General features: G+C 48.8%; 19 protein-coding genes. All 19 read left to right on the forward strand.

Features of this window, described 5'->3' with window-relative positions; all coding sequences use genetic code 11:
• Positions 1-3 precede the first annotated feature (3 nt).
• The 19 genes from GNP95_RS11345 to GNP95_RS11435 all read left to right on the forward strand — a co-directional run bounded on the left by GNP95_RS11345 (position 4) and on the right by GNP95_RS11435 (position 17,511).
• Positions 4-540 (forward strand): flagellar biosynthetic protein FliO, encoded by a 537-nt coding sequence (locus tag GNP95_RS11345; RefSeq protein ID WP_155610979.1) that lies wholly within the window; start codon positions 4-6, stop codon positions 538-540.
• On the forward strand, positions 537-1,298 hold the full coding sequence (fliP, locus tag GNP95_RS11350) for a flagellar type III secretion system pore protein FliP (protein ID WP_155610980.1): 762 nt from the start codon (positions 537-539) through the stop codon (positions 1,296-1,298). Before GNP95_RS11345 ends, fliP begins: the two co-directional genes overlap by 4 nt.
• Before the next feature lie 77 nt (positions 1,299-1,375).
• On the forward strand, positions 1,376-1,645 hold the full coding sequence (gene fliQ, locus GNP95_RS11355; protein WP_155610981.1) for a flagellar biosynthesis protein FliQ: 270 nt from the start codon (positions 1,376-1,378) through the stop codon (positions 1,643-1,645).
• A gap of 12 nt (positions 1,646-1,657) precedes the next feature.
• The gene (fliR, locus tag GNP95_RS11360; protein ID WP_155610982.1) at positions 1,658-2,446 is read left to right on the forward strand and encodes a flagellar biosynthetic protein FliR; all 789 of its coding nucleotides are present in this window, start codon (positions 1,658-1,660) and stop codon (positions 2,444-2,446) included.
• A gap of 15 nt (positions 2,447-2,461) precedes the next feature.
• Positions 2,462-3,550: a flagellar biosynthesis protein FlhB gene (gene flhB, locus GNP95_RS11365; RefSeq protein ID WP_155610983.1), complete on the forward strand. Its 1,089-nt coding sequence runs from the start codon at positions 2,462-2,464 to the stop codon at positions 3,548-3,550.
• A gap of 23 nt (positions 3,551-3,573) precedes the next feature.
• Positions 3,574-5,610 (forward strand): flagellar biosynthesis protein FlhA, encoded by a 2,037-nt coding sequence (gene flhA, locus GNP95_RS11370; RefSeq protein WP_155610984.1) that lies wholly within the window; start codon positions 3,574-3,576, stop codon positions 5,608-5,610.
• Positions 5,607-6,998, forward strand: a complete 1,392-nt coding sequence (gene flhF, locus GNP95_RS11375; RefSeq protein WP_155610985.1) for a flagellar biosynthesis protein FlhF — start codon at positions 5,607-5,609, stop codon at positions 6,996-6,998. The genes flhA and flhF overlap by 4 nt, the downstream gene beginning before the upstream one ends.
• Entirely contained in the window at positions 6,995-7,885 is an 891-nt protein-coding gene (locus GNP95_RS11380) for a MinD/ParA family protein (protein ID WP_155610986.1), read from the forward strand. The genes flhF and GNP95_RS11380 overlap by 4 nt, the downstream gene beginning before the upstream one ends.
• A gap of 28 nt (positions 7,886-7,913) precedes the next feature.
• Positions 7,914-9,353, forward strand: a complete 1,440-nt coding sequence (locus tag GNP95_RS11385) for a protein-glutamate methylesterase/protein-glutamine glutaminase (protein WP_155610987.1) — start codon at positions 7,914-7,916, stop codon at positions 9,351-9,353.
• A 27-nt stretch (positions 9,354-9,380) separates the two neighbouring features.
• The gene (locus GNP95_RS11390; protein ID WP_155610988.1) at positions 9,381-11,465 is read left to right on the forward strand and encodes a chemotaxis protein CheA; all 2,085 of its coding nucleotides are present in this window, start codon (positions 9,381-9,383) and stop codon (positions 11,463-11,465) included.
• 62 nt (positions 11,466-11,527) lie between these two features.
• Positions 11,528-11,989 carry a chemotaxis protein CheW gene (locus tag GNP95_RS11395; RefSeq protein ID WP_155610989.1) on the forward strand — a complete coding sequence of 154 codons (462 nt, stop codon included), beginning with the start codon at positions 11,528-11,530 and terminating at the stop codon, positions 11,987-11,989.
• A gap of 37 nt (positions 11,990-12,026) precedes the next feature.
• Positions 12,027-12,620, forward strand: coding sequence for a chemotaxis protein CheC (locus GNP95_RS11400; RefSeq protein ID WP_155611301.1), 594 nt, complete (start codon positions 12,027-12,029; stop codon positions 12,618-12,620).
• Positions 12,613-13,110: a chemotaxis protein CheD gene (locus GNP95_RS11405; RefSeq protein WP_155611302.1), complete on the forward strand. Its 498-nt coding sequence runs from the start codon at positions 12,613-12,615 to the stop codon at positions 13,108-13,110. The genes GNP95_RS11400 and GNP95_RS11405 overlap by 8 nt, the downstream gene beginning before the upstream one ends.
• Positions 13,111-13,112: 2 nt before the next feature.
• Positions 13,113-13,535 (forward strand): hypothetical protein, encoded by a 423-nt coding sequence (locus GNP95_RS11410; RefSeq protein WP_155610990.1) that lies wholly within the window; start codon positions 13,113-13,115, stop codon positions 13,533-13,535.
• A gap of 15 nt (positions 13,536-13,550) precedes the next feature.
• Entirely contained in the window at positions 13,551-14,339 is a 789-nt protein-coding gene (locus tag GNP95_RS11415; RefSeq protein WP_155610991.1) for a FliA/WhiG family RNA polymerase sigma factor, read from the forward strand.
• 47 nt (positions 14,340-14,386) lie between these two features.
• Complete coding sequence (locus tag GNP95_RS11420) at positions 14,387-15,799, forward strand: DUF342 domain-containing protein (RefSeq protein WP_155610992.1); 1,413 nt, start codon at positions 14,387-14,389, stop codon at positions 15,797-15,799.
• A gap of 38 nt (positions 15,800-15,837) precedes the next feature.
• Positions 15,838-16,158 (forward strand): hypothetical protein, encoded by a 321-nt coding sequence (locus tag GNP95_RS11425; RefSeq protein WP_155610993.1) that lies wholly within the window; start codon positions 15,838-15,840, stop codon positions 16,156-16,158.
• Positions 16,159-16,237: 79 nt separating this feature from the next.
• Entirely contained in the window at positions 16,238-16,858 is a 621-nt protein-coding gene (locus GNP95_RS11430; protein ID WP_330163364.1) for a hypothetical protein, read from the forward strand.
• Positions 16,858-17,511 (forward strand): hypothetical protein, encoded by a 654-nt coding sequence (locus GNP95_RS11435; protein ID WP_155610995.1) that lies wholly within the window; start codon positions 16,858-16,860, stop codon positions 17,509-17,511. Before GNP95_RS11430 ends, GNP95_RS11435 begins: the two co-directional genes overlap by 1 nt.
• The last annotated feature ends 45 nt before the right edge of the window (positions 17,512-17,556 follow it).

Genomic DNA, 17,556 nt, shown 5'->3' on the forward strand with positions numbered 1-17,556 from the left:
GAGATGAACTCGAATCAGCCGGATTACCAGCCGATTGGCAGCGATATTAATATCTGGGGTAACTTGCTAACGGTTATCTTTGTGCTGGCTATTATTATTGTATTGATCGTATTATTGATTCGATTTCTTGGTAAAAGAAACCGGTATTTGTCCCAAAGCCGATCGATCCGTATTTTAGGGGCCGTCGGTCTAGGACCAAACAAATCCTTGCAGGTTATCGAAATCGGAGGAAATGTCTATCTCGTCGGTGTAGGCGAAGACATTTCCTTAGTCGATAAAATAAGCGATCCGGAAGAGGTAGTCTTACTACACCAGGCATTTGCAGAAGAGGGGGCTGAATTTCCCGGATTGGCTTCTGTTATAGGAAATCTGGTCTCTCGTTTTCGCAAACCTTCTCCAGAGGAGGAGGAACTAGACGAGACAAGGTTCCATGAAGTATTTCAGTCACAGCTAAGAAAGATGCCTACTCGGAAACAGCAAATGGAGGAGCTCCTTCAGGACAATGAAGAACAATCTACAGATCGGTTGAGGAATTCATGAAGAAAAAGGTCTTAATTGTAGGATTAATGCTAGCGTTATGCAGTATGCTGACGGTGTCGGCCGCTTCTGCCGCGCCAGTGAATCCGATACCGGATATCGGAATACAAATAGGAAATCCGGATGGGCAGCCAGGCACGAGCTCACTCTCGATTATTTTGCTCATCACGGTACTAAGTATCGCACCAGCGATACTTGTCCTCATGACGAGCTTTACGAGAATCGTAATTGTACTTGGATTTGTGCGTAACTCTTTGGGAACGCAGCAAATGCCTCCCAACCAGGTTCTGATCGGATTGGCGTTATTTCTGACTCTATTCGTCATGAGCCCGACATTGTCTACGATTAATGAGGTAGCTTTGCAGCCTTATATCAAGGGTGAACTGACACAAACGGAAGCATTGGATAAAGCGGCTGTACCGATGAAGAAATTTATGTACTCGCATACGCGTCCCAAGGATCTCCAATTATTTCTCAGTTACACCAAAACGGCCAAGCCGGCCAGTTACGAGGATTTGCCGATTTCAGTATTGGTGCCAGCATATGCGATTAGCGAGCTCAAGACGGCATTCCAAATGGGCTTCATGATATTCATTCCGTTTTTGATCATCGACATCGTCGTATCGAGTGTGCTGATGGCAATGGGGATGATGATGCTGCCTCCAGTGATGATATCGCTGCCGTTCAAAATTTTGCTATTCGTTCTAGTTGATGGTTGGTATCTCGTTGTGAAGTCGCTGTTGGCAAGCTTTAGTCCTTAGCCGGAATGCGGTGGTTTTGTTCCGGATTCCGGCGGACAGATCCGGGTGGATTACATCAAACATAGGGGGAAGACGGAATGAATACGGATTTTATAGTCGGGTTGGCCGGACAAGCGGTTTATACCGTGCTGAAGGTGAGTGCGCCAATGCTTGTTATTGGGTTGGCGGTCGGGCTGATTGTGAGTATATTCCAGGCGACGACACAAATCCAGGAACAGACGCTAGCATTCGTTCCTAAAATTATTGCCGTTTTGCTTGCCCTGCTATTGTTTGGCCCTTGGATTTTGACGACTATGGTTGATTTCACTTATGGTATTTTAAACAATCTTTCTAATTATATCGGTTAGGCGAAAAGGATTATGGAGATCTTACTGCAAGGAATTTCAGTTTTTTTACTTGTTTTTTGTCGAATGACAGCTTTTTTTGTCGTAGCTCCGATATTTTCATCACGTGGTGTTCCTAATATATTCAAAGTTGGCTTGTCGGCAATGATCGCATTGTTGATTGTCATTATACAGGGCTTCAATCAGGCGATTCCAACCGATCTCAACTATCTATTATTGGTGATCCGCGAGCTGCTGATCGGGTTGCTGATGGGATATGTGGCCCAATTGCTATTTACGGTTATTCAGATGGCGGGATCTTTTATCGACATCCAAATGGGATTCGGGATCGTGAACGTGATTGATCCGATGACCGGAGCTTCGGCGCCTGTACTGGGCAACTTTAAATACATTATTGCGACTTTGTTATTTCTGTCGATGAATGGTCATCATTACCTGCTGGATGCCGTCATTCGCAGCTATAACTGGATGCCTTTGTCCAATGAACTGTTTCAGAGAATATATCATGGGACTCTATCTGAATTTTTAGTTAGAACCTTTAGCCAAGCATTCTTATTATCGTTTCAATTGGCGGCCCCGCTGGTTGTTGCACTGTTCATAACCGATGTGGCGCTTGGATTCTTGGCACGAACGGCTCCCCAGTTTAACGTCTTTGTCATTGGGATCCCGCTCAAAATTATGGTCGGACTAGCGATGCTTCTGCTGCTAATCCCCAGCTTGATTTACGCGTTCGAGAATCTGTTTCAGGTATTGTTTAAATCGCTGCATAATTTGTTCGGTACGATCGGGCAAAGACCGACGTAGGATAGGGGGATCGTTATGTCGTTCCGGTATACGCTGGATCTGCAGTTGTTTGCCGGTGAGAAAACAGAGAAGGCCACGCCCAAAAAACGGCAGGACGCCCGGAAGAAAGGCCAGGTTGCGAAAAGTCAGGATTTATCAGGTTCAGTCGTGCTGTTATCCGGATTTTTATGTCTGCTCATGTTTGGCGGATATATGAAGGAACGGCTGATGCTTCTTTTTTCTGATGTATATTTTCACCGGCTGAATATGGACGTAACGAATGAAAATGTTATGACGATGTTTGGGGACTACGCCGTTCAGATTTTAGTGCTTCTGGCGCCTCTGCTGTTGATTGTGGTCGTTATGGCTGCCGTAGCAAACTACGCCCAGGTCGGCTTCCTCCTTACTGGGGAACCATTAAAAATGCAGTTGAAGAAACTGGACCCCATTCAGGGATTCAAAAGAATTTTCTCAATGCGTTCGTTAGTCGAATTTTTAAAATCCATTCTTAAACTAACTATAATTGGTTTTTTGGTCTATACGACGATATGGGGAGAACGGGGCAATATTGCTTCTTTAGGCCACGTCACGATCGAGGATGCATTTTACTTTACTTCGAAGCTGACGATGAACCTAGGATTAAAGATTGGCGCCGCTTTATTTGTACTAGCGGTACTTGATTATATGTACCAAAAATATGATCACGAGAAAAATTTGAGAATGTCGAAGCAGGACATTAAAGATGAGTACAAGAAAATGGAAGGCGATCCGCTGATCAAAGGTAAAATACGTGAAAGACAGCGCCGTATGGCGCTCCAGCGTATGATGCAAGAAGTTCCTAAAGCGGATGTGATTATTACGAACCCGACCCATTTTGCGGTTGCCTTGAAATACGAAGGCTCGGAAATGGATGCTCCACAAGTCGTTGCCAAGGGTCAGGACTACGTTGCCCTTCGTATTCGAGAGATCGCTAAGGAACACGGCGTTATTATTATGGAAAACAAGCCGCTGGCTCGTGCATTGTTCCAAAGAGCGGAAATCGGGGATACGATTCCTGCGGATTTGTTTCAAGCCGTGGCCGAAGTGCTGGCTTACGTATATAGAATGAAAGGTAAGAGTAAATAATGGACGGGATCGGAGGCGGAGCCATGAAGAAGGCTAAGGATTTATTTATACTTTTAGGAATTATCGGCATCGTTCTACTAATGATTCTTCCGATCCCGACTTGGCTGCTGGATATTCTTCTCATTATCAACATATCGGTCGCGCTTATGATTCTGCTCGTCGCCATGAACACAAAGGAGGCATTACAATTCTCCATCTTTCCGGCGATGCTGCTCATTACCACGTTGTTCCGGCTGGCGTTGAACGTTTCGACAACGAAGCTGATTTTAGGACAAGCGAAGGCTGGGGACGTGGTTGCGACATTTGGATCGTGGGTGTCGCAGGGCCAGCCGGTCGTCGGTTTTATCGTGTTTCTGATTCTAGTTGTCGTGCAGTTCATCGTCATTACCAAGGGTTCGGAGCGCGTGGCGGAAGTAGCGGCACGCTTTACCTTGGATGCGATGCCCGGCAAGCAGATGAGTATTGACGCAGATTTAAATGCCGGCTTGATTAACGAGCAGCAGGCTAGGGATCGCCGACGCAAGATCGAAAGAGAGTCGGATTTCTACGGAGCTATGGACGGGGCGAGCAAATTCGTCAAAGGTGACGCCATTGCCAGTATTATCATTCTCCTTATTAATCTTATCGGCGGATTTATCATCGGAATGTCGATTCATGGAATGCCGTTTGGCGATGCGCTTTCCACTTATTCACTGCTTACGATCGGGGACGGTTTGGTTAGCCAGATTCCGGCGCTGCTTATTTCCACGGCAGCCGGTTTGATTGTTACCCGAGCATCGTCGGAAGGCAATCTTGCAGAGGATATCACAGGCCAACTGTTCTCTTATCCGAAGCTGGTTTATATTGTTGCCGGAACGATTGCAATGCTAGGACTTTTTACTCCGATTGGGCCGATAACGACTTTGCCTTTTGCCGGAATGTTATGCTTTGCGGCTTACCGGATGCAGAAAAATCTGGATCGCCGTCAAATCGAGCAGGAGCAGGAAGAGGAGGAGCAGGAGATCGAAGAGGTACGCAGTCCGGAGAGTGTTATCAATCTACTGCAGGTTGATCCGATTGAATTTGAATTCGGATACGGTTTGATTCCGCTTGCTGATACTGGACAAGGCGGAGATCTGCTAGACCGAATCATCATGATCAGGCGACAATGTGCCCTGGAAATGGGGCTGGTCGTACCCGTCATTCGCATTCGTGACAATATTCAACTAAAACCGAATGAATATGTCATTAAAATAAAAGGAAATATCGTTGGTCGTGGTGAATTATTACTTAATCACTATTTGGCTATGAGTCCTGGGATGGACGACGAATCGATTACAGGTATAGAGACCCAGGAGCCAGCCTTTGGATTGCCGGCGCTTTGGATTGATGAATCGACCAAGGACCGGGCTGAGTTATCAGGTTACACGGTGGTAGATCCACCATCCGTCGTGGCTACTCATTTGACGGAAATGATCAAGAAGCATGCTCATGAGCTTCTTGGCAGACAAGAGACGAAGGCGCTTGTCGATAATCTTAGAGAGAATTACGCTGTGCTTGTTGATGAGCTGATTCCTTCGGTTCTTACCATCGGAGATGTGCAGAAAGTACTAGCCAAATTGCTGCGTGAGAAAATATCGATCCGCGATATGGTAACGATATTTGAAACGTTAGCCGACTACGGAACCTATACGAAGGATCCTGACGTATTGACCGAATATGTGCGGCAGGCGTTATCCAGACAAATTACGCAGCAGTATACGCAGCAAGGCGAGACGATGAGGGTTATTACCGTAGGTCCATCGCTTGAGAAGAAAATTGCCGAGAGCGTACAGCAGACCGATCAGGGCAGTTATTTGGCCCTAGATCCAGCTTCTACTCAAACGGTCTACCAGAAACTGACGGAGCAAATCAACCGGCTCATTCAATCCGGACAGCAGCCGATTGTCCTCACGTCACCGACGATCCGCATGTACTTGCGGCAGGTGATTGAACGGACGATGCAGGATGTACCGGTACTGTCTTATAGCGAGCTTGAGCCGAATGTCGAAATTCAGAGTGTCGGAGTGGTGAACTTATGAGAGTAAAACGGTATATCGTCGACACTATGCCTGATGCGATGCAGAAAATTCGCGATGAACTTGGAAAGGATGCCGTCATACTAAGCACAAAGGAGCTGAAGCTCGGCGGATTTCTAGGAATGTTCCAGAAACGAAAAATCGAGGTCATTGCCGCATCAGAGAGCAAGGAAGCTACTGTGCCGAAAGGGAAACCCTCTCGGCCCGTCGCTTCTTCTCCTTCACTCCCGCCGATTGTGCCCCGGGCCGTACCAGAGGCTTATCGCAAATCAACGGCAATGACGTCGCAAGCTACAGATCATAGTCAGCCTGTGGCTACAGCAGACGAGGAGAAGCTTCTATCTAAGGACAACCGCTTGTCGGCGGCCGTCATCGCAGCCGCAAAGGAGGAGGATCCTCTTTCTCCAGAAGAACTCCTGCGCTTAGCAGCGCACAAGACAAGCACAGACACCGTTATCTCTGCAAGTGCAGCTGGTTCAAAGAGCTCTGCTTCCACGTCTTTAAGCAGTTCGAAGGAAGACCGGCTATTCATTGAAATCGAACAGATGAAAATGCTGATGACGAAGCTTGCGCGTTTCCAGGAAGGTCTGCCGGAGCTCCCGGAGCCGCTGAGTCAAGTAAAGGAGCGGCTCGACGAGCAAGAAATCAGCTCGGAGCTTGCCGATGTATGGGTAGATGAAGCCTATACAGCCTGGGAAAACGACGGGAAAACGATGAGCGATGAAGAGCTTGTCGCCATGATCAGAGCCAGTGCGGAAACATTCCTAAAGGACCGCATCGGCGAAGGGATTCAAGACGGAACTAAAGTCGTTTATATCGTAGGCCCAACGGGTGTCGGCAAAACAACGACCATTGCCAAGCTTGCGGCGGATCAGATTTTTCGCCTTCGCAAGAAGGTCGGGTTTATTACGGCGGATACGTATCGTATATCTGCAATCGAGCAGCTGCGCACTTACGCTTCGATCTTAAACGTTCCGCTCGAAGTGGTTCAATCGCCAGGCGATGTACAAAGGGCTATGCAGCGATTGGAGCATTGTGATTTGATCCTGATGGATACGGCAGGCAGGAACTACCTTAACGAGCTGTATGTGGCAGAGCTGCATAGCCTGCTAAGTCCATCGGAGCGTAGCGAAACTTATTTGGTGTTGAGCTTGACCTCTAAAAGTCGCGATATGATGAAAATTACCGAGCATTTTAGCAAATACGGCATCCAGAAGGTGATATTTACGAAGCTAGACGAAACGCAAAGCGTGGGACCCATCTATAATTTGCTGCATGAGTATCCCATGCAGGTGTCATATGTAACAAACGGTCAGAATGTCCCTGATGATTTACTGCCTGCAAATAATGACTTGTTCACGAATATGCTCCTTGGAGCGCAAAGAACATGAATGACCAGGCCCAGGCTCTTAGACGGCTTGTATCAAAGCTGGAAGGCTCTTACGACAGGCTGGCGCCAAGATCAAATTCGGCCCGGATTTTAACCGTTAGCAGCGGCAAAGGCGGTGTCGGCAAGTCCAATTTCACCTTGAACTTCGCTCTAGCCCTCAAAACACTCGGCCGCAAGGTGCTGATTTTCGATGCGGATATCGGGATGGCGAATATCGATGTGCTGATGGGCGTCAGGGCAAGGTACAATCTGTATCATCTGTTAAAAGGCGAAAAGAATTTGGAGGAGATCATCGAGCTTGGAACAAACGGTCTGCCTTTTATTGCAGGCGGCTCGGGAATGGCGGACCTGTTTACTTTATCGGAATCCGACTTGAACTATTTTACAGCTCAGATTGAAGAGTTTTCGGAGAAGATGGACTACATCATATTCGATACCGGCGCAGGCTTATCCAAAGAAACCGTAAAATTTATTACAGCAGCCGACGAGTGCATAGTAGTAACCACTCCGGAGCCAACGTCGATAACAGATGCTTATGCATTAATCAAAGTCGTTCACGGCATGGAACAGGAAGTGCCGTTCCGGCTTGTTGTTAACCGGGTTGCAAACCAGCAGGAGGCAAAACAGGTTACCGATAAGCTGTCGCTGGTAGCCAAACGCTTTCTCGATATGGAAATCGCCATGCTTGGACATATTCATGACGATCCGCATGTGATGCAAGCGGTCAAGAAACAAATCCCATTTTCAACCGCTTTTCCTAGCTGTGTAGCTGCGCGCGATATTCAGCGTTTAGCGATGAGATTTTTGGAAGTTCCGCAGATGGGGCAAAAGGATACCTTGACAGGAATCAAAGGATTTATGCACAGATGGCTTAAACGCACAAAATGATTCTGCATTAAGGAACAGGGGTGGGACTATGCCTTACCGGATAATGGTGGTTGATGATTCGGCATTCATGAGAAAGATCGTGTCGGACTTAATTGAGCAGGATCCGGATTTTCAAGTGATCGGCACTGCTCGGAATGGCCGAGAGGCCATTGAGCAAATCGGCCTGCTCTCGCCGGATTTGGTCACAATGGATGTGGAAATGCCGGAGCTCAACGGGCTTGATGCTTTAAAGATCATTATGGAGCGCCAGCCGCTTCCCGTAATCATGCTTTCGGGCATTAACGAGCAGGGGATGCGCGAGACAATCATGGCCCTTGAGCTTGGCGCCTTCGATTTCATTCGTAAACCCTCCGCTTCAACGAGTTCCCATGATATTAGGCAGGTGAAGCTTGAACTGCATGAACAGATCCGTACGGCCATGCAGATGAAGGAGCGTAAAGCTGCACGGGAGTCGGGATTGCATACGCAGGCTGAGCTGCACTCTCTCCGGCCAGCATCATCCGCTAAGACAACCCATAGCGCAGATACCGGGGCTGGACGAGCGTCAAGCAAACCTAAACCTGAACGCATGATTATCCGTGGGATGGAGCATCATGCTTCGGCTACTGCTAAAGAGCAGATTCCCAAATCAGCTGCCGCTAAGCTGGAGCGGGATGCCTGGACCGGAGCGAGAAGCGATCAAGACCGATCCCGGAAGATAGGCGCCGAGACGGTGAGCAAGCCGGGCAAGGCAAACAGAACTGATCCAGAAATTGTATCAAGAAGCAGTCCTGCAGCTCAGGACCAAGGCACGGAAAAGCTTTTGGCTCAAAAGGACAAAGCCCCAGTGCAGGGGACGGGGCCTAAAGAAGCAGCAGGCGCTAAGTACCCAGCCCAAAAGCATACCAAGACCGATTTTACGGATATTGTAGCTATCGGCACTTCAACCGGCGGACCGAAGGCTCTAAAGGCAGTGTTGGAAAAAATACCTCGGAACTTTCCGGCGCCGATTGTGATTGTGCAGCATATGCCGCCAAACTTTACTAAGTCGCTTGCACAGCGTTTGGACAGTTTAAGCCAACTTCGCGTCGTTGAGGCCGAGGAGGGAATGAAGCTGCTGCCTGGTACCGCATATATTGCTCCTGGCGGGTTTCATATGAATGTCGTTTATGGATCAGACGGATATAAGATTACCCTGAACAGCCAACAGCAGCGAAATGGCCACCGGCCATCCGTTGAGGTGTTGTACGAATCGTTGCTTCCGCTCACTACCTTGAAAAGGCATATCGTGCTGCTGACAGGAATGGGCAGTGACGGGGCCAGAGCGATGAAGAAACTGTACGAGGCTGGGGTAACCTCGACGATCGCCGAGAGCGAGGAGACATGCGTCGTTTATGGCATGCCGCGCTCTGCGATTGAACTTCATTGTGTAAGCCATGTTTTACCGTTACAAGAAATAGGTCCTAAGCTCGTACAAGTAGTGAAATAAGGAATCTCTTAGAGGAGGTGCCTCACCATGGACATGAATCAGTATTTATCCATGTTTATCGATGAGTCCAACGATCATTTGCAATCATTAAACGAAAATATGCTAGAACTGGAAAAAGCGCCGGATGATATCGGCATCGTACAAATTATCTTCCGCTCCGCGCATACCCTAAAAGGGATGGCTGCCACGATGGGGTTTGAGGACTTATCCTCGCTTACGCATCAAATGGAGAATGTCCTTGATCTGGTACGTAATGAAAAATTAAAAATGCAGGATTATATTTTTGACACTCTATTTAAGAGTCTCGATGCCCTGCAAATGATGGTTCAGGATATTATGCAAGGCGGCGATGGCAAAGCTGATGTTCAATCTATCGTAGCTTCGCTTCAAGCGATCGTACGCGGTGAGGTTCCTGGAGGAGCGGACAGCGCCGCCTCCTCGCAGGCAGCTCCTGCTGCCGAGACTTCCAGCACTGGCATTCAACTGGACGAGTTCCAATACTCTGTCCTAGAGCAATCGATTACAGAAGGCCACAAGGTGCTGTACATTGAGGTTGCGATCCGTGAAGACTGCCAATTAAAAGCCGCCCGTGCTTATTTAGTTTTCGACCTGCTTGAGCGCTATGGCGAAGTCGTTAAATCCCATCCTTCGGTACAAGAGATTGAGCAGGAGAGGTTTGAACGCAGCTTTTCTCTATATTACATAACACAGAAAGATGCAGCTGAGCTGCAGAGCATGATTGTCAATCTTTCAGAAATTGATTCGGCGCAAGTAATGCCGCTTGATCATGAAACGCTGAACCAGCTCTCCTCAGGGGTTCAGGAAGCGGCAGCGGCTGGAACTCCAGAAGCACCGGCTGCCGCAGCCGCAGCGGCACCGTCCGATGCGAAGCCGGAGGCCCCGCAAACGGCTGCCAAGGCGGAGGCAAAAGCAGGTGCCCGAGCAAACGGCGGAGCAGCTCCTTCCCGTACAATCCGCGTTGATATCGAGCGTCTGGATGTGCTCATGAACTTGCTCAGCGAATTGCTGATCGACCGCTCCCGGCTGGAGCAGCTGGCTCATGAAATCAAACGTTCCGATTTGACCGAAACAGTGGAGCATATGAGCCGCGTGGGCAGCGATCTCCAGAATATTGTCCTTAAGCTGCGCATGGTTCCGATCGACACGGTATTCAGCCGTTTTCCGCGAATGGTTCGAGATGTGGCCAAATCGCTGGATAAGAAAATCGACCTGGTGATTGTTGGGGCCGAAACTGAGCTGGATCGTACAGTCATCGACGAAATCGGGGATCCTCTCGTACACTTGCTGAGAAACGCAGTGGATCATGGTATCGAGCCGACTGCACAGCGGATCGCGGCAGGCAAGCCGGAGACGGGAACCGTTCAGCTTCGTGCATTCCATAGCGGAAACCATGTGTTTATCGAAATCGAGGATGACGGCGGCGGCATTGACCGTGATAAAATTTTGAACAAAGCGCTGAAGAATGGAGTTGTTACACAGAGTGAGGCAGCAACGATGTCAGACGAACAGGTGTACATGCTGCTGTTCGCAGCAGGCTTCAGTACGGCTGACGTCATCTCGGACATTTCCGGACGCGGCGTAGGTCTTGATGTCGTACGCTCCAAGATTGAATCGTTAAGCGGCGTTGTGTCCGTGACCTCGACACTGGGCAAAGGAACGAAATTCTCGGTTCAGCTGCCGCTTACGCTCTCTATTATTTCCGCGATGCTGATCAAGGTTGGGTCTGAGAAGTATGCGATACCCCTTTCATCGATTGTGGAGACGGGCATCATTCAACGCAACCAGATTCGCAGCGTTCATGGCTATACGATGGTGCCATACCGGGACGCTCATATTCCTCTAATGTCTTTGGCCAATCTGTTCGAGGTTGCCGATTTCGATGAAAATGCGGAGGAGGAAACAGAAATCGTCGTCATCCGTAAGGGCGAACGCTTGGCGGCATTGACCATTGAGGACTTCATTGGCCAAAGCGAAATCGTCATTAAGAATTTGGGCAAATATTTGCCTCCGGTACAGGGTGTCGCCGGGGCGACGATTCTAGGTGATGGACAAGTAGCTCTGATTGTAGACCCTAACGCATTCATTAAGTAAAGGTTATACGCAAGGGAGGCAGGGCGGACGAGTCTTGCCATAACCATAAAGGAGGATTTTCCATGGGAGAGGAATTGAAAGTCATCGTATTTAAACTGGGTGAGGAAGAATACGGCATTGAGGTAGACAAAGTTCAGACGATCGAGCGCATGATGCCGATAACCCGCGTTCCGAAGACGTACTCGTTCGTAAAGGGAGTCATCAACTTACGCGGCGTCGTCATTCCTGTCATTGATTTGCGCGGGCGCTTCGGCCTACCGGAAACGGAGTACACGGATCAGACCCGAATTATTATTGTCGCGGTAAATGAGATGGAAGTTGGCTTTATCGTTGATTCGGCGAACGATGTCATGGATCTGAACAGCGATGTGATCGACTCCCCGCCGGATGTGGTCGGAGGAATTAAGGCGAAGTATTTGCATGGCGTGGCCCGCATTTCCGAGGATCGCCTCCTGGTTATGCTGAACTTGTCTGAGGTGCTGAACCGCTCTGAAATCATTCAATTGGAAAGTTTAGAGGATTAAACTAGTGGATCTGTTCAAAGGTTTTGCAGATTTTAAAATGGATGTGTTAAAGGAAGTCGGCAACATAGGCGCTGGGAATGCCGCCACCGCCTTATCCAGACTTCTTAACAAGCCAATTGACATGGCCGTGCCGAAAGTTCAAATGCTGCCTTTTGAGGCGGTGGCCGATAAGGTTGGAGGAGCGGAGTGCATTGTTCTAGCCATCTTTTTGCGAGTGGAAGGCGATGCTCCCGGAAATCTGTTTTTTATCCTCAGTCCGGAAGGGGCGAAGAAGCTGCTTCATCGTCTTGCGGGAATTCATGTGGAGAGCGAGGAGGAATTCTCCGAGATGGAATGGTCGGCTCTTTCGGAAATTGGTAATATTTTGGCCGGCTCCTATCTGTCTTCGCTCGCCGATTTCACCTCGCTGGCCATGACGCCGACCGTTCCCGCGCTGGCAATGGATATGGCTGGAGCAATATTGAGTTACGGGCTGCTGCAGTTCGGCGAAATGGGTGATTCCGCGCTGCTAATTGATACGACATTCATCGAGGACCAGCAAGAAGTGGAGGGACAATTTTTCCTTATCCCGGATCCTGAATCTTTCGATAAAATATTTACCGCCTTAGGAGTACCGATGAATGATGATTGAGGAACAGCGAATCGTGAAGGTCGGGATGGCAGATCTCAATATTATCCAGCAAACAGGGCTTATTCGGACGACTGGGCTTGGCTCTTGTGTAGGACTTACTTTGTATGATCCGGTAGCCAAAATGGCCGGCCTTGCCCATGTCATGCTTCCGACATCCACCATCGCCCGCGAGGGCGCGCTCAATATTGCCAAGTATGCGGATACTGCCGTACCGGCATTATTAGAACAATTGCTTTCGAGCGGAGCAGACAAAAAACGTATTGTGGCCAAAATGGCAGGCGGATCTCAAATGTTCACCTTTGCAGGAACGGGAGACTCGCTGCGGATTGGCCCGAGAAATGTAGAATCATGCAAAGAGAAACTGTCGGAGCTGGGCATCCCGCTGTTAGCTGAGGACACGGGGGGCAATTACGGAAGAACGATCGAACTTGATTGCGAAACGGGTATATTATTTATACGCAGTGTACAAAAGGGTATAAAGGAATTGTAGCCATGGCAGGAAAACTAAAATATTACATGTTGTTTGGACTCTTTGGATTTCTGATTACATTTGCAGTCGCATCTAGCAGCAATTTGTTTTCGACAAGCCTCATTCGGGGACTCATCGCATTCGTAGTTTGGTTTGGACTATCGTATGCGGCCAATTGGATGATCGGTTTCATGAAAGAGATGTCTCCTGTCTCAACGAACGAGGATCTTATCACGCCTCATGATGACGAGGGTAAGGGCGGACAGCTTGACTTGACGACACCGGATGAAACGGATGAATTGAACGAATTGCTAAAGCAGCCACCGGGAAGTCAGACAGGAAATAACGATTTTACACCGTTAAACCCGCCAAGACTGGTTAAGACACCTGATGACAAAGATCCTGAAGAGCTGGCTAAAGTTGTTCGTCACCTGACAGAAAACTAAGGAGGGTGAAGGCAATTGGACGAGCGGAAGACATCCACTTTGAACTACGCCGATGTGTGGGAGCGATGGAAGGAACAAGGAGATATTGAGGCCAAAAAGGAGCTTATCGAGAAGCATTTGCACATTGTCGATTATGTTTCGGGACGTCTGGCTGTTGGCCTTCCCAAAAATGTCTCTAAAGACGACTTATCCAGTAACGGCGTAATGGGTTTGATAGACGCTGTTGAGAAATTCGATTATAAAAGAGGTTTGCAATTTGAGACCTATGCTTCATGGAGGGTTAGAGGGGCAATTTTGGACGGTCTAAGGCAAGGGGATTGGGTGCCTCGATCCGTTCGGGAAAAAGCCAAGAAAATTGAAGAAGGATACCAGCACCTGGAGCAGCAGTATCTTCGTTCCGTGACAGATTTAGAGATGAGTGAATATTTGAATGTCAGTGAAAGGGAATTTCAAAATATGCTGCAGGAAGTTGCCGTAATGACACTATGCTCATTGGAAGATCCGATTCGAGAGGAAGAGTCCGAGACGCGGCTCACCTTGTTGATTGACGAGAAGGCCAAGAACCCTGATTATAAAGTAAGGGAATTTTTCCTGAAGGATTCTTTAGCTAAAGGAATCGAAAAGCTGACGGAGAAGGAACGTACCGTTGTTTCCCTACTATATTATGAAGATTTATCCTTGAGTGAAATTGCGGAGGTGATGTCGCTTTCCCCGTCACGTATTTCTCAACTCCATTCCAAGGCGATCCTTAGGCTCCGCGGAAGCTTGGAGAAGCAGAAAGACTTGTTGATGCTGGAAGATTGATGAACAATTGGCTTATTTGAATTAATGAATGGAAGGAGGAACGACTTATGGATTACATGAATGATCTTGGCCAAATATTGAGCGTGACAACGAATGACGACAAAACGGTTGCATACCTGCAGTTTTTGAAGAAAGATGAAGAGTTCACCTGCACTCCGGAGGTTTTACAGCATTTTTTGCGCGGCGAAGGCATCAAATTCGGAATACAAGAAGATATTGTTACCCGATTTGCTATGAATGCGAAGGAATATTTTTTTAGCAAGACGCCGATTGCCATTGGGATCGAGCCAGTACAAGGGCAGGACGGATCGATCCGTTATGCCGTGCCGATGGATGGTGAGGATCAGCTCCATCGACCGGCGGAAAGCGATGACGGTACCGTGGATTTCAAGGATGTAACTCGTCTGAACAACGTTCGGAAGGGACAGCTCATCGCTGAGCTGGTTCCGCCTGTACCCGGCCATCCCGGAACGGCAGTCACCGGAGAGTCGATTCCCTGCAAAGAAGGAAAGGCAGCACGCTTTAAGGTGGGCAAGAACGTTGTTCTTAATCCGGAACAAACGGCGATGTATGCGGCCATCGACGGTTTGGTCACCCAGACCGAAAAAGGCAAGCTGAATGTATTTCCGGTTTACGAGGTCAATGGCGATGTGGATTACAGCATCGGGAATATCGATTTCGTAGGCACCGTTGTCATACGCGGCAACGTTCTGACCGGATTTCGGGTATGTGCCTCCGGGGATATTCGCGTCATTGGCGGAGTAGAGGGCGCAGAATTGATCGCAGAAGGATCTATTGAAATTACGGGCGGCATAATTGGTTATAACAAGGGGCTTGTTAAAGCAGGGCAGCAAGTAAAAAGTTCCTTTATCCAGGACGGCAATGTGAGCGCTGGCGAAGACATCGTTGTAACCCAGAGCATTATGCACTCTAATGTTCGTGCCGGCAGGGATGTGATCTGCAGCGGCACCAAAGGTCTAATCGTCGGAGGCAACATTCAAGCCGGAGAACGGGTTATGGCGAGAGTTATCGGCAATCCGATGTCTACGGCCACGTCAATCGAGGTGGGCGTTCTTCCGGAGCTGCGCAATGAGCTGCTGGAATTGCGCCAGCAGTTGAAGGATCAAATGGCGAATGTCGACAAGACCGAGAAAGCGCTTACCCTTCTGGATCAATTAGCTTCTATGGGCAAGCTCACGCCGGATAAGGTGGCGATGAGATCCAAGCTTAACTTGACTAAGAAATCGAGCATGCAGGAGCTTGAGGAGATCAGGGAGCGCATGCTGCATATCGAGAAGGCCTTGGAGGAAACTGGGAACGCGCGTGTGGATGTTCTGAAGATGATCTATGGCGGCTCCAAAATTGTCATAGGCAGATACACCAAATATATTAAAGAACCGATATCCAGAATGTCTTTCTATTATACTGAGGGAGACATCGCTATGTCTGCTTACGTCTAATCCATGCAATTGTCCTAAAACGGCGCGAGGTGATTGTCATGAATATGAAATCCGTGGAAATGCAAATCGCTCTTCCCCGTACTAACGAAGCAGGGCGCATCCAGCAGGACCAGCAGCAAAGACCGCTTATCGACCAGACTATACTTGCCGGTCAGAACATGAAGGCGAGCGAGCTTGAGCGCGGGAAGAGCCAGGCTATGGAGCAAAGCGCGCGCAACAAGACGGTAAAGCGGGAAGAAGATACCGCTTCAGGCCAGGACAAGGAACAACGGGATGCCGAAGAGCAGCAGGAGGAGCGGGACAAGGAAAAGGCCGCAAAGCATCCTTTTAAAGGCCGGCACATCGATCTGTCGCTCTAAACTGTTAGACGACTAGATCATTACACACAGCAAAAAGGTGAGGATAACATTGTCATTTGGTGAACCTTGGTTTTATATTGTGATACTTGGGGTTGCTTCTATATTATATGCATTCATTCTACCCGGGCGGAAAGCGGCTGGAGCGAGCGAAGCCGCCAGTGATGTGGAAGCCACCCTTGAGCAGTATATGGCGGACATTGAGAAAGAAAATGAGGAACTGATCGATTTGGTCGCAGGGATGAAGCAAGAGCTAACCTCCAAGCAAATGTCGCAACAGGAATCGATTGCAGAGCTGCGCCAGCGTCTTCTTGAGGCGGAGCAATTGAATCGGCAGCTGGAATCCCGGATGGGAGCTTTGGAAAATTTAGCGTCTTTTACCGGATTACCGGCAGCTGGGCCTTCAGCAACTCCCTCGATCAGCAACTCATCTACTCAAGTGACAGTGTCTCATTTAGACAATGCAAGCCTTTCTACAGCCGAACCTGAAGCGGCTGACAGCTTGGGAGCGCCGGTTCCTGAAGCTGTGGGCGAGCCAGAATCAGAAATGCCGGGAGCGGAGAATTCTCTGCGGAGCAGATATCCGGAGCTGTTTGATTTGTACGAAAAAGGCAAATCCATCGATATGATCGCCAAATCTATCGGTATCCAGCGCGGCGAGGTCCAGCTTATTTTGCAATTGGCTAACAGGGAGGACGCTTAATGTTTAGAAATCGCAACTTCATGTTAGGACTTGGGATTGGCCTTATCGCCGGCGCTTTTTTATTGCAATTGATGAATATTGGACAAGGGCAGCAGAATAAACCCGTTACGGTCGAGCAAATTCAGCAAGCTGCAGAGAAGCTTCGACTGAAGGTTGTGAGCGAGGATGAGCGTCTGCTGACAGAAGAAGAGTGGAAGGCCGAAATGGAGAAAAAGGCTGAGGAAGAGGCGGCTGCGGAAGAGCCGGTTCAACCGAAGCAGCCTGACACTCCAGCCAAGCCTGCGGTGCCGCAGGAGCCGCATTCGGACGGCGGAGGCGCTTCTGGCGGATCGGCAACCAGCAAATCCGAAACTGCCGTCCCGGCGGCACCTGAGCTGCCAGATGCCAAGGCCCCGGCAACCGCTGAATCCGCTTCGGTCAATCAACCTGAACCTGTAACGGTAAAATACAAAATTGCTTATGGCGACAGCCTAACCGCGGTCGCCGACGGCTTGCAGAAGGCTGGGGTAATCTCCAGCAGCGAAGCATTTATCAAGGAAGCATCGAAGCGCGGCATAAATACAAAAATCAGAACCGGGACGTACTCGTTTCAAATTGGCGAGAAATACAGTTCGATCATTACAAAAATAACCGCTAAGCCATCTGCCAAATAGGATGGTTTTCCTTGTTTTAAGGTATCAAAGAACTTCAGTTGCATC

Source organism: Paenibacillus woosongensis, assembly GCF_009725165.1.
Taxonomy (GTDB): Bacteria; Bacillota; Bacilli; order Paenibacillales; family Paenibacillaceae; genus Fontibacillus; species Fontibacillus woosongensis.

Excerpts from the sequence above, each read along its gene's own strand:
- GNP95_RS11395 (WP_155610989.1), top strand. The coding sequence starts at position 11,528 with ATGGGAGAGGAATTGAAAGTCATCGTATTTAAACTGGGTGAGGAAGAA.
- flhB (WP_155610983.1), top strand. The coding sequence starts at position 2,462 with ATGTCGTTCCGGTATACGCTGGATCTGCAGTTGTTTGCCGGTGAGAAA.
- fliQ (WP_155610981.1), top strand. The coding sequence starts at position 1,376 with ATGAATACGGATTTTATAGTCGGGTTGGCCGGACAAGCGGTTTATACC.
- GNP95_RS11400 (WP_155611301.1), top strand. The coding sequence starts at position 12,027 with ATGGATGTGTTAAAGGAAGTCGGCAACATAGGCGCTGGGAATGCCGCC.
- GNP95_RS11345 (WP_155610979.1), top strand. The coding sequence starts at position 4 with ATGAACTCGAATCAGCCGGATTACCAGCCGATTGGCAGCGATATTAAT.
- GNP95_RS11385 (WP_155610987.1), top strand. The coding sequence starts at position 7,914 with ATGCCTTACCGGATAATGGTGGTTGATGATTCGGCATTCATGAGAAAG.
- GNP95_RS11410 (WP_155610990.1), top strand. The coding sequence starts at position 13,113 with ATGGCAGGAAAACTAAAATATTACATGTTGTTTGGACTCTTTGGATTT.
- GNP95_RS11380 (WP_155610986.1), top strand. The coding sequence starts at position 6,995 with ATGAATGACCAGGCCCAGGCTCTTAGACGGCTTGTATCAAAGCTGGAA.
- fliR (WP_155610982.1), top strand. The coding sequence starts at position 1,658 with ATGGAGATCTTACTGCAAGGAATTTCAGTTTTTTTACTTGTTTTTTGT.
- flhF (WP_155610985.1), top strand. The coding sequence starts at position 5,607 with ATGAGAGTAAAACGGTATATCGTCGACACTATGCCTGATGCGATGCAG.
- GNP95_RS11435 (WP_155610995.1), top strand. The coding sequence starts at position 16,858 with ATGTTTAGAAATCGCAACTTCATGTTAGGACTTGGGATTGGCCTTATC.
- flhA (WP_155610984.1), top strand. The coding sequence starts at position 3,574 with ATGAAGAAGGCTAAGGATTTATTTATACTTTTAGGAATTATCGGCATC.
- GNP95_RS11390 (WP_155610988.1), top strand. The coding sequence starts at position 9,381 with ATGGACATGAATCAGTATTTATCCATGTTTATCGATGAGTCCAACGAT.
- fliP (WP_155610980.1), top strand. The coding sequence starts at position 537 with ATGAAGAAAAAGGTCTTAATTGTAGGATTAATGCTAGCGTTATGCAGT.
- GNP95_RS11425 (WP_155610993.1), top strand. The coding sequence starts at position 15,838 with ATGAATATGAAATCCGTGGAAATGCAAATCGCTCTTCCCCGTACTAAC.
- GNP95_RS11420 (WP_155610992.1), top strand. The coding sequence starts at position 14,387 with ATGGATTACATGAATGATCTTGGCCAAATATTGAGCGTGACAACGAAT.
- GNP95_RS11405 (WP_155611302.1), top strand. The coding sequence starts at position 12,613 with ATGATTGAGGAACAGCGAATCGTGAAGGTCGGGATGGCAGATCTCAAT.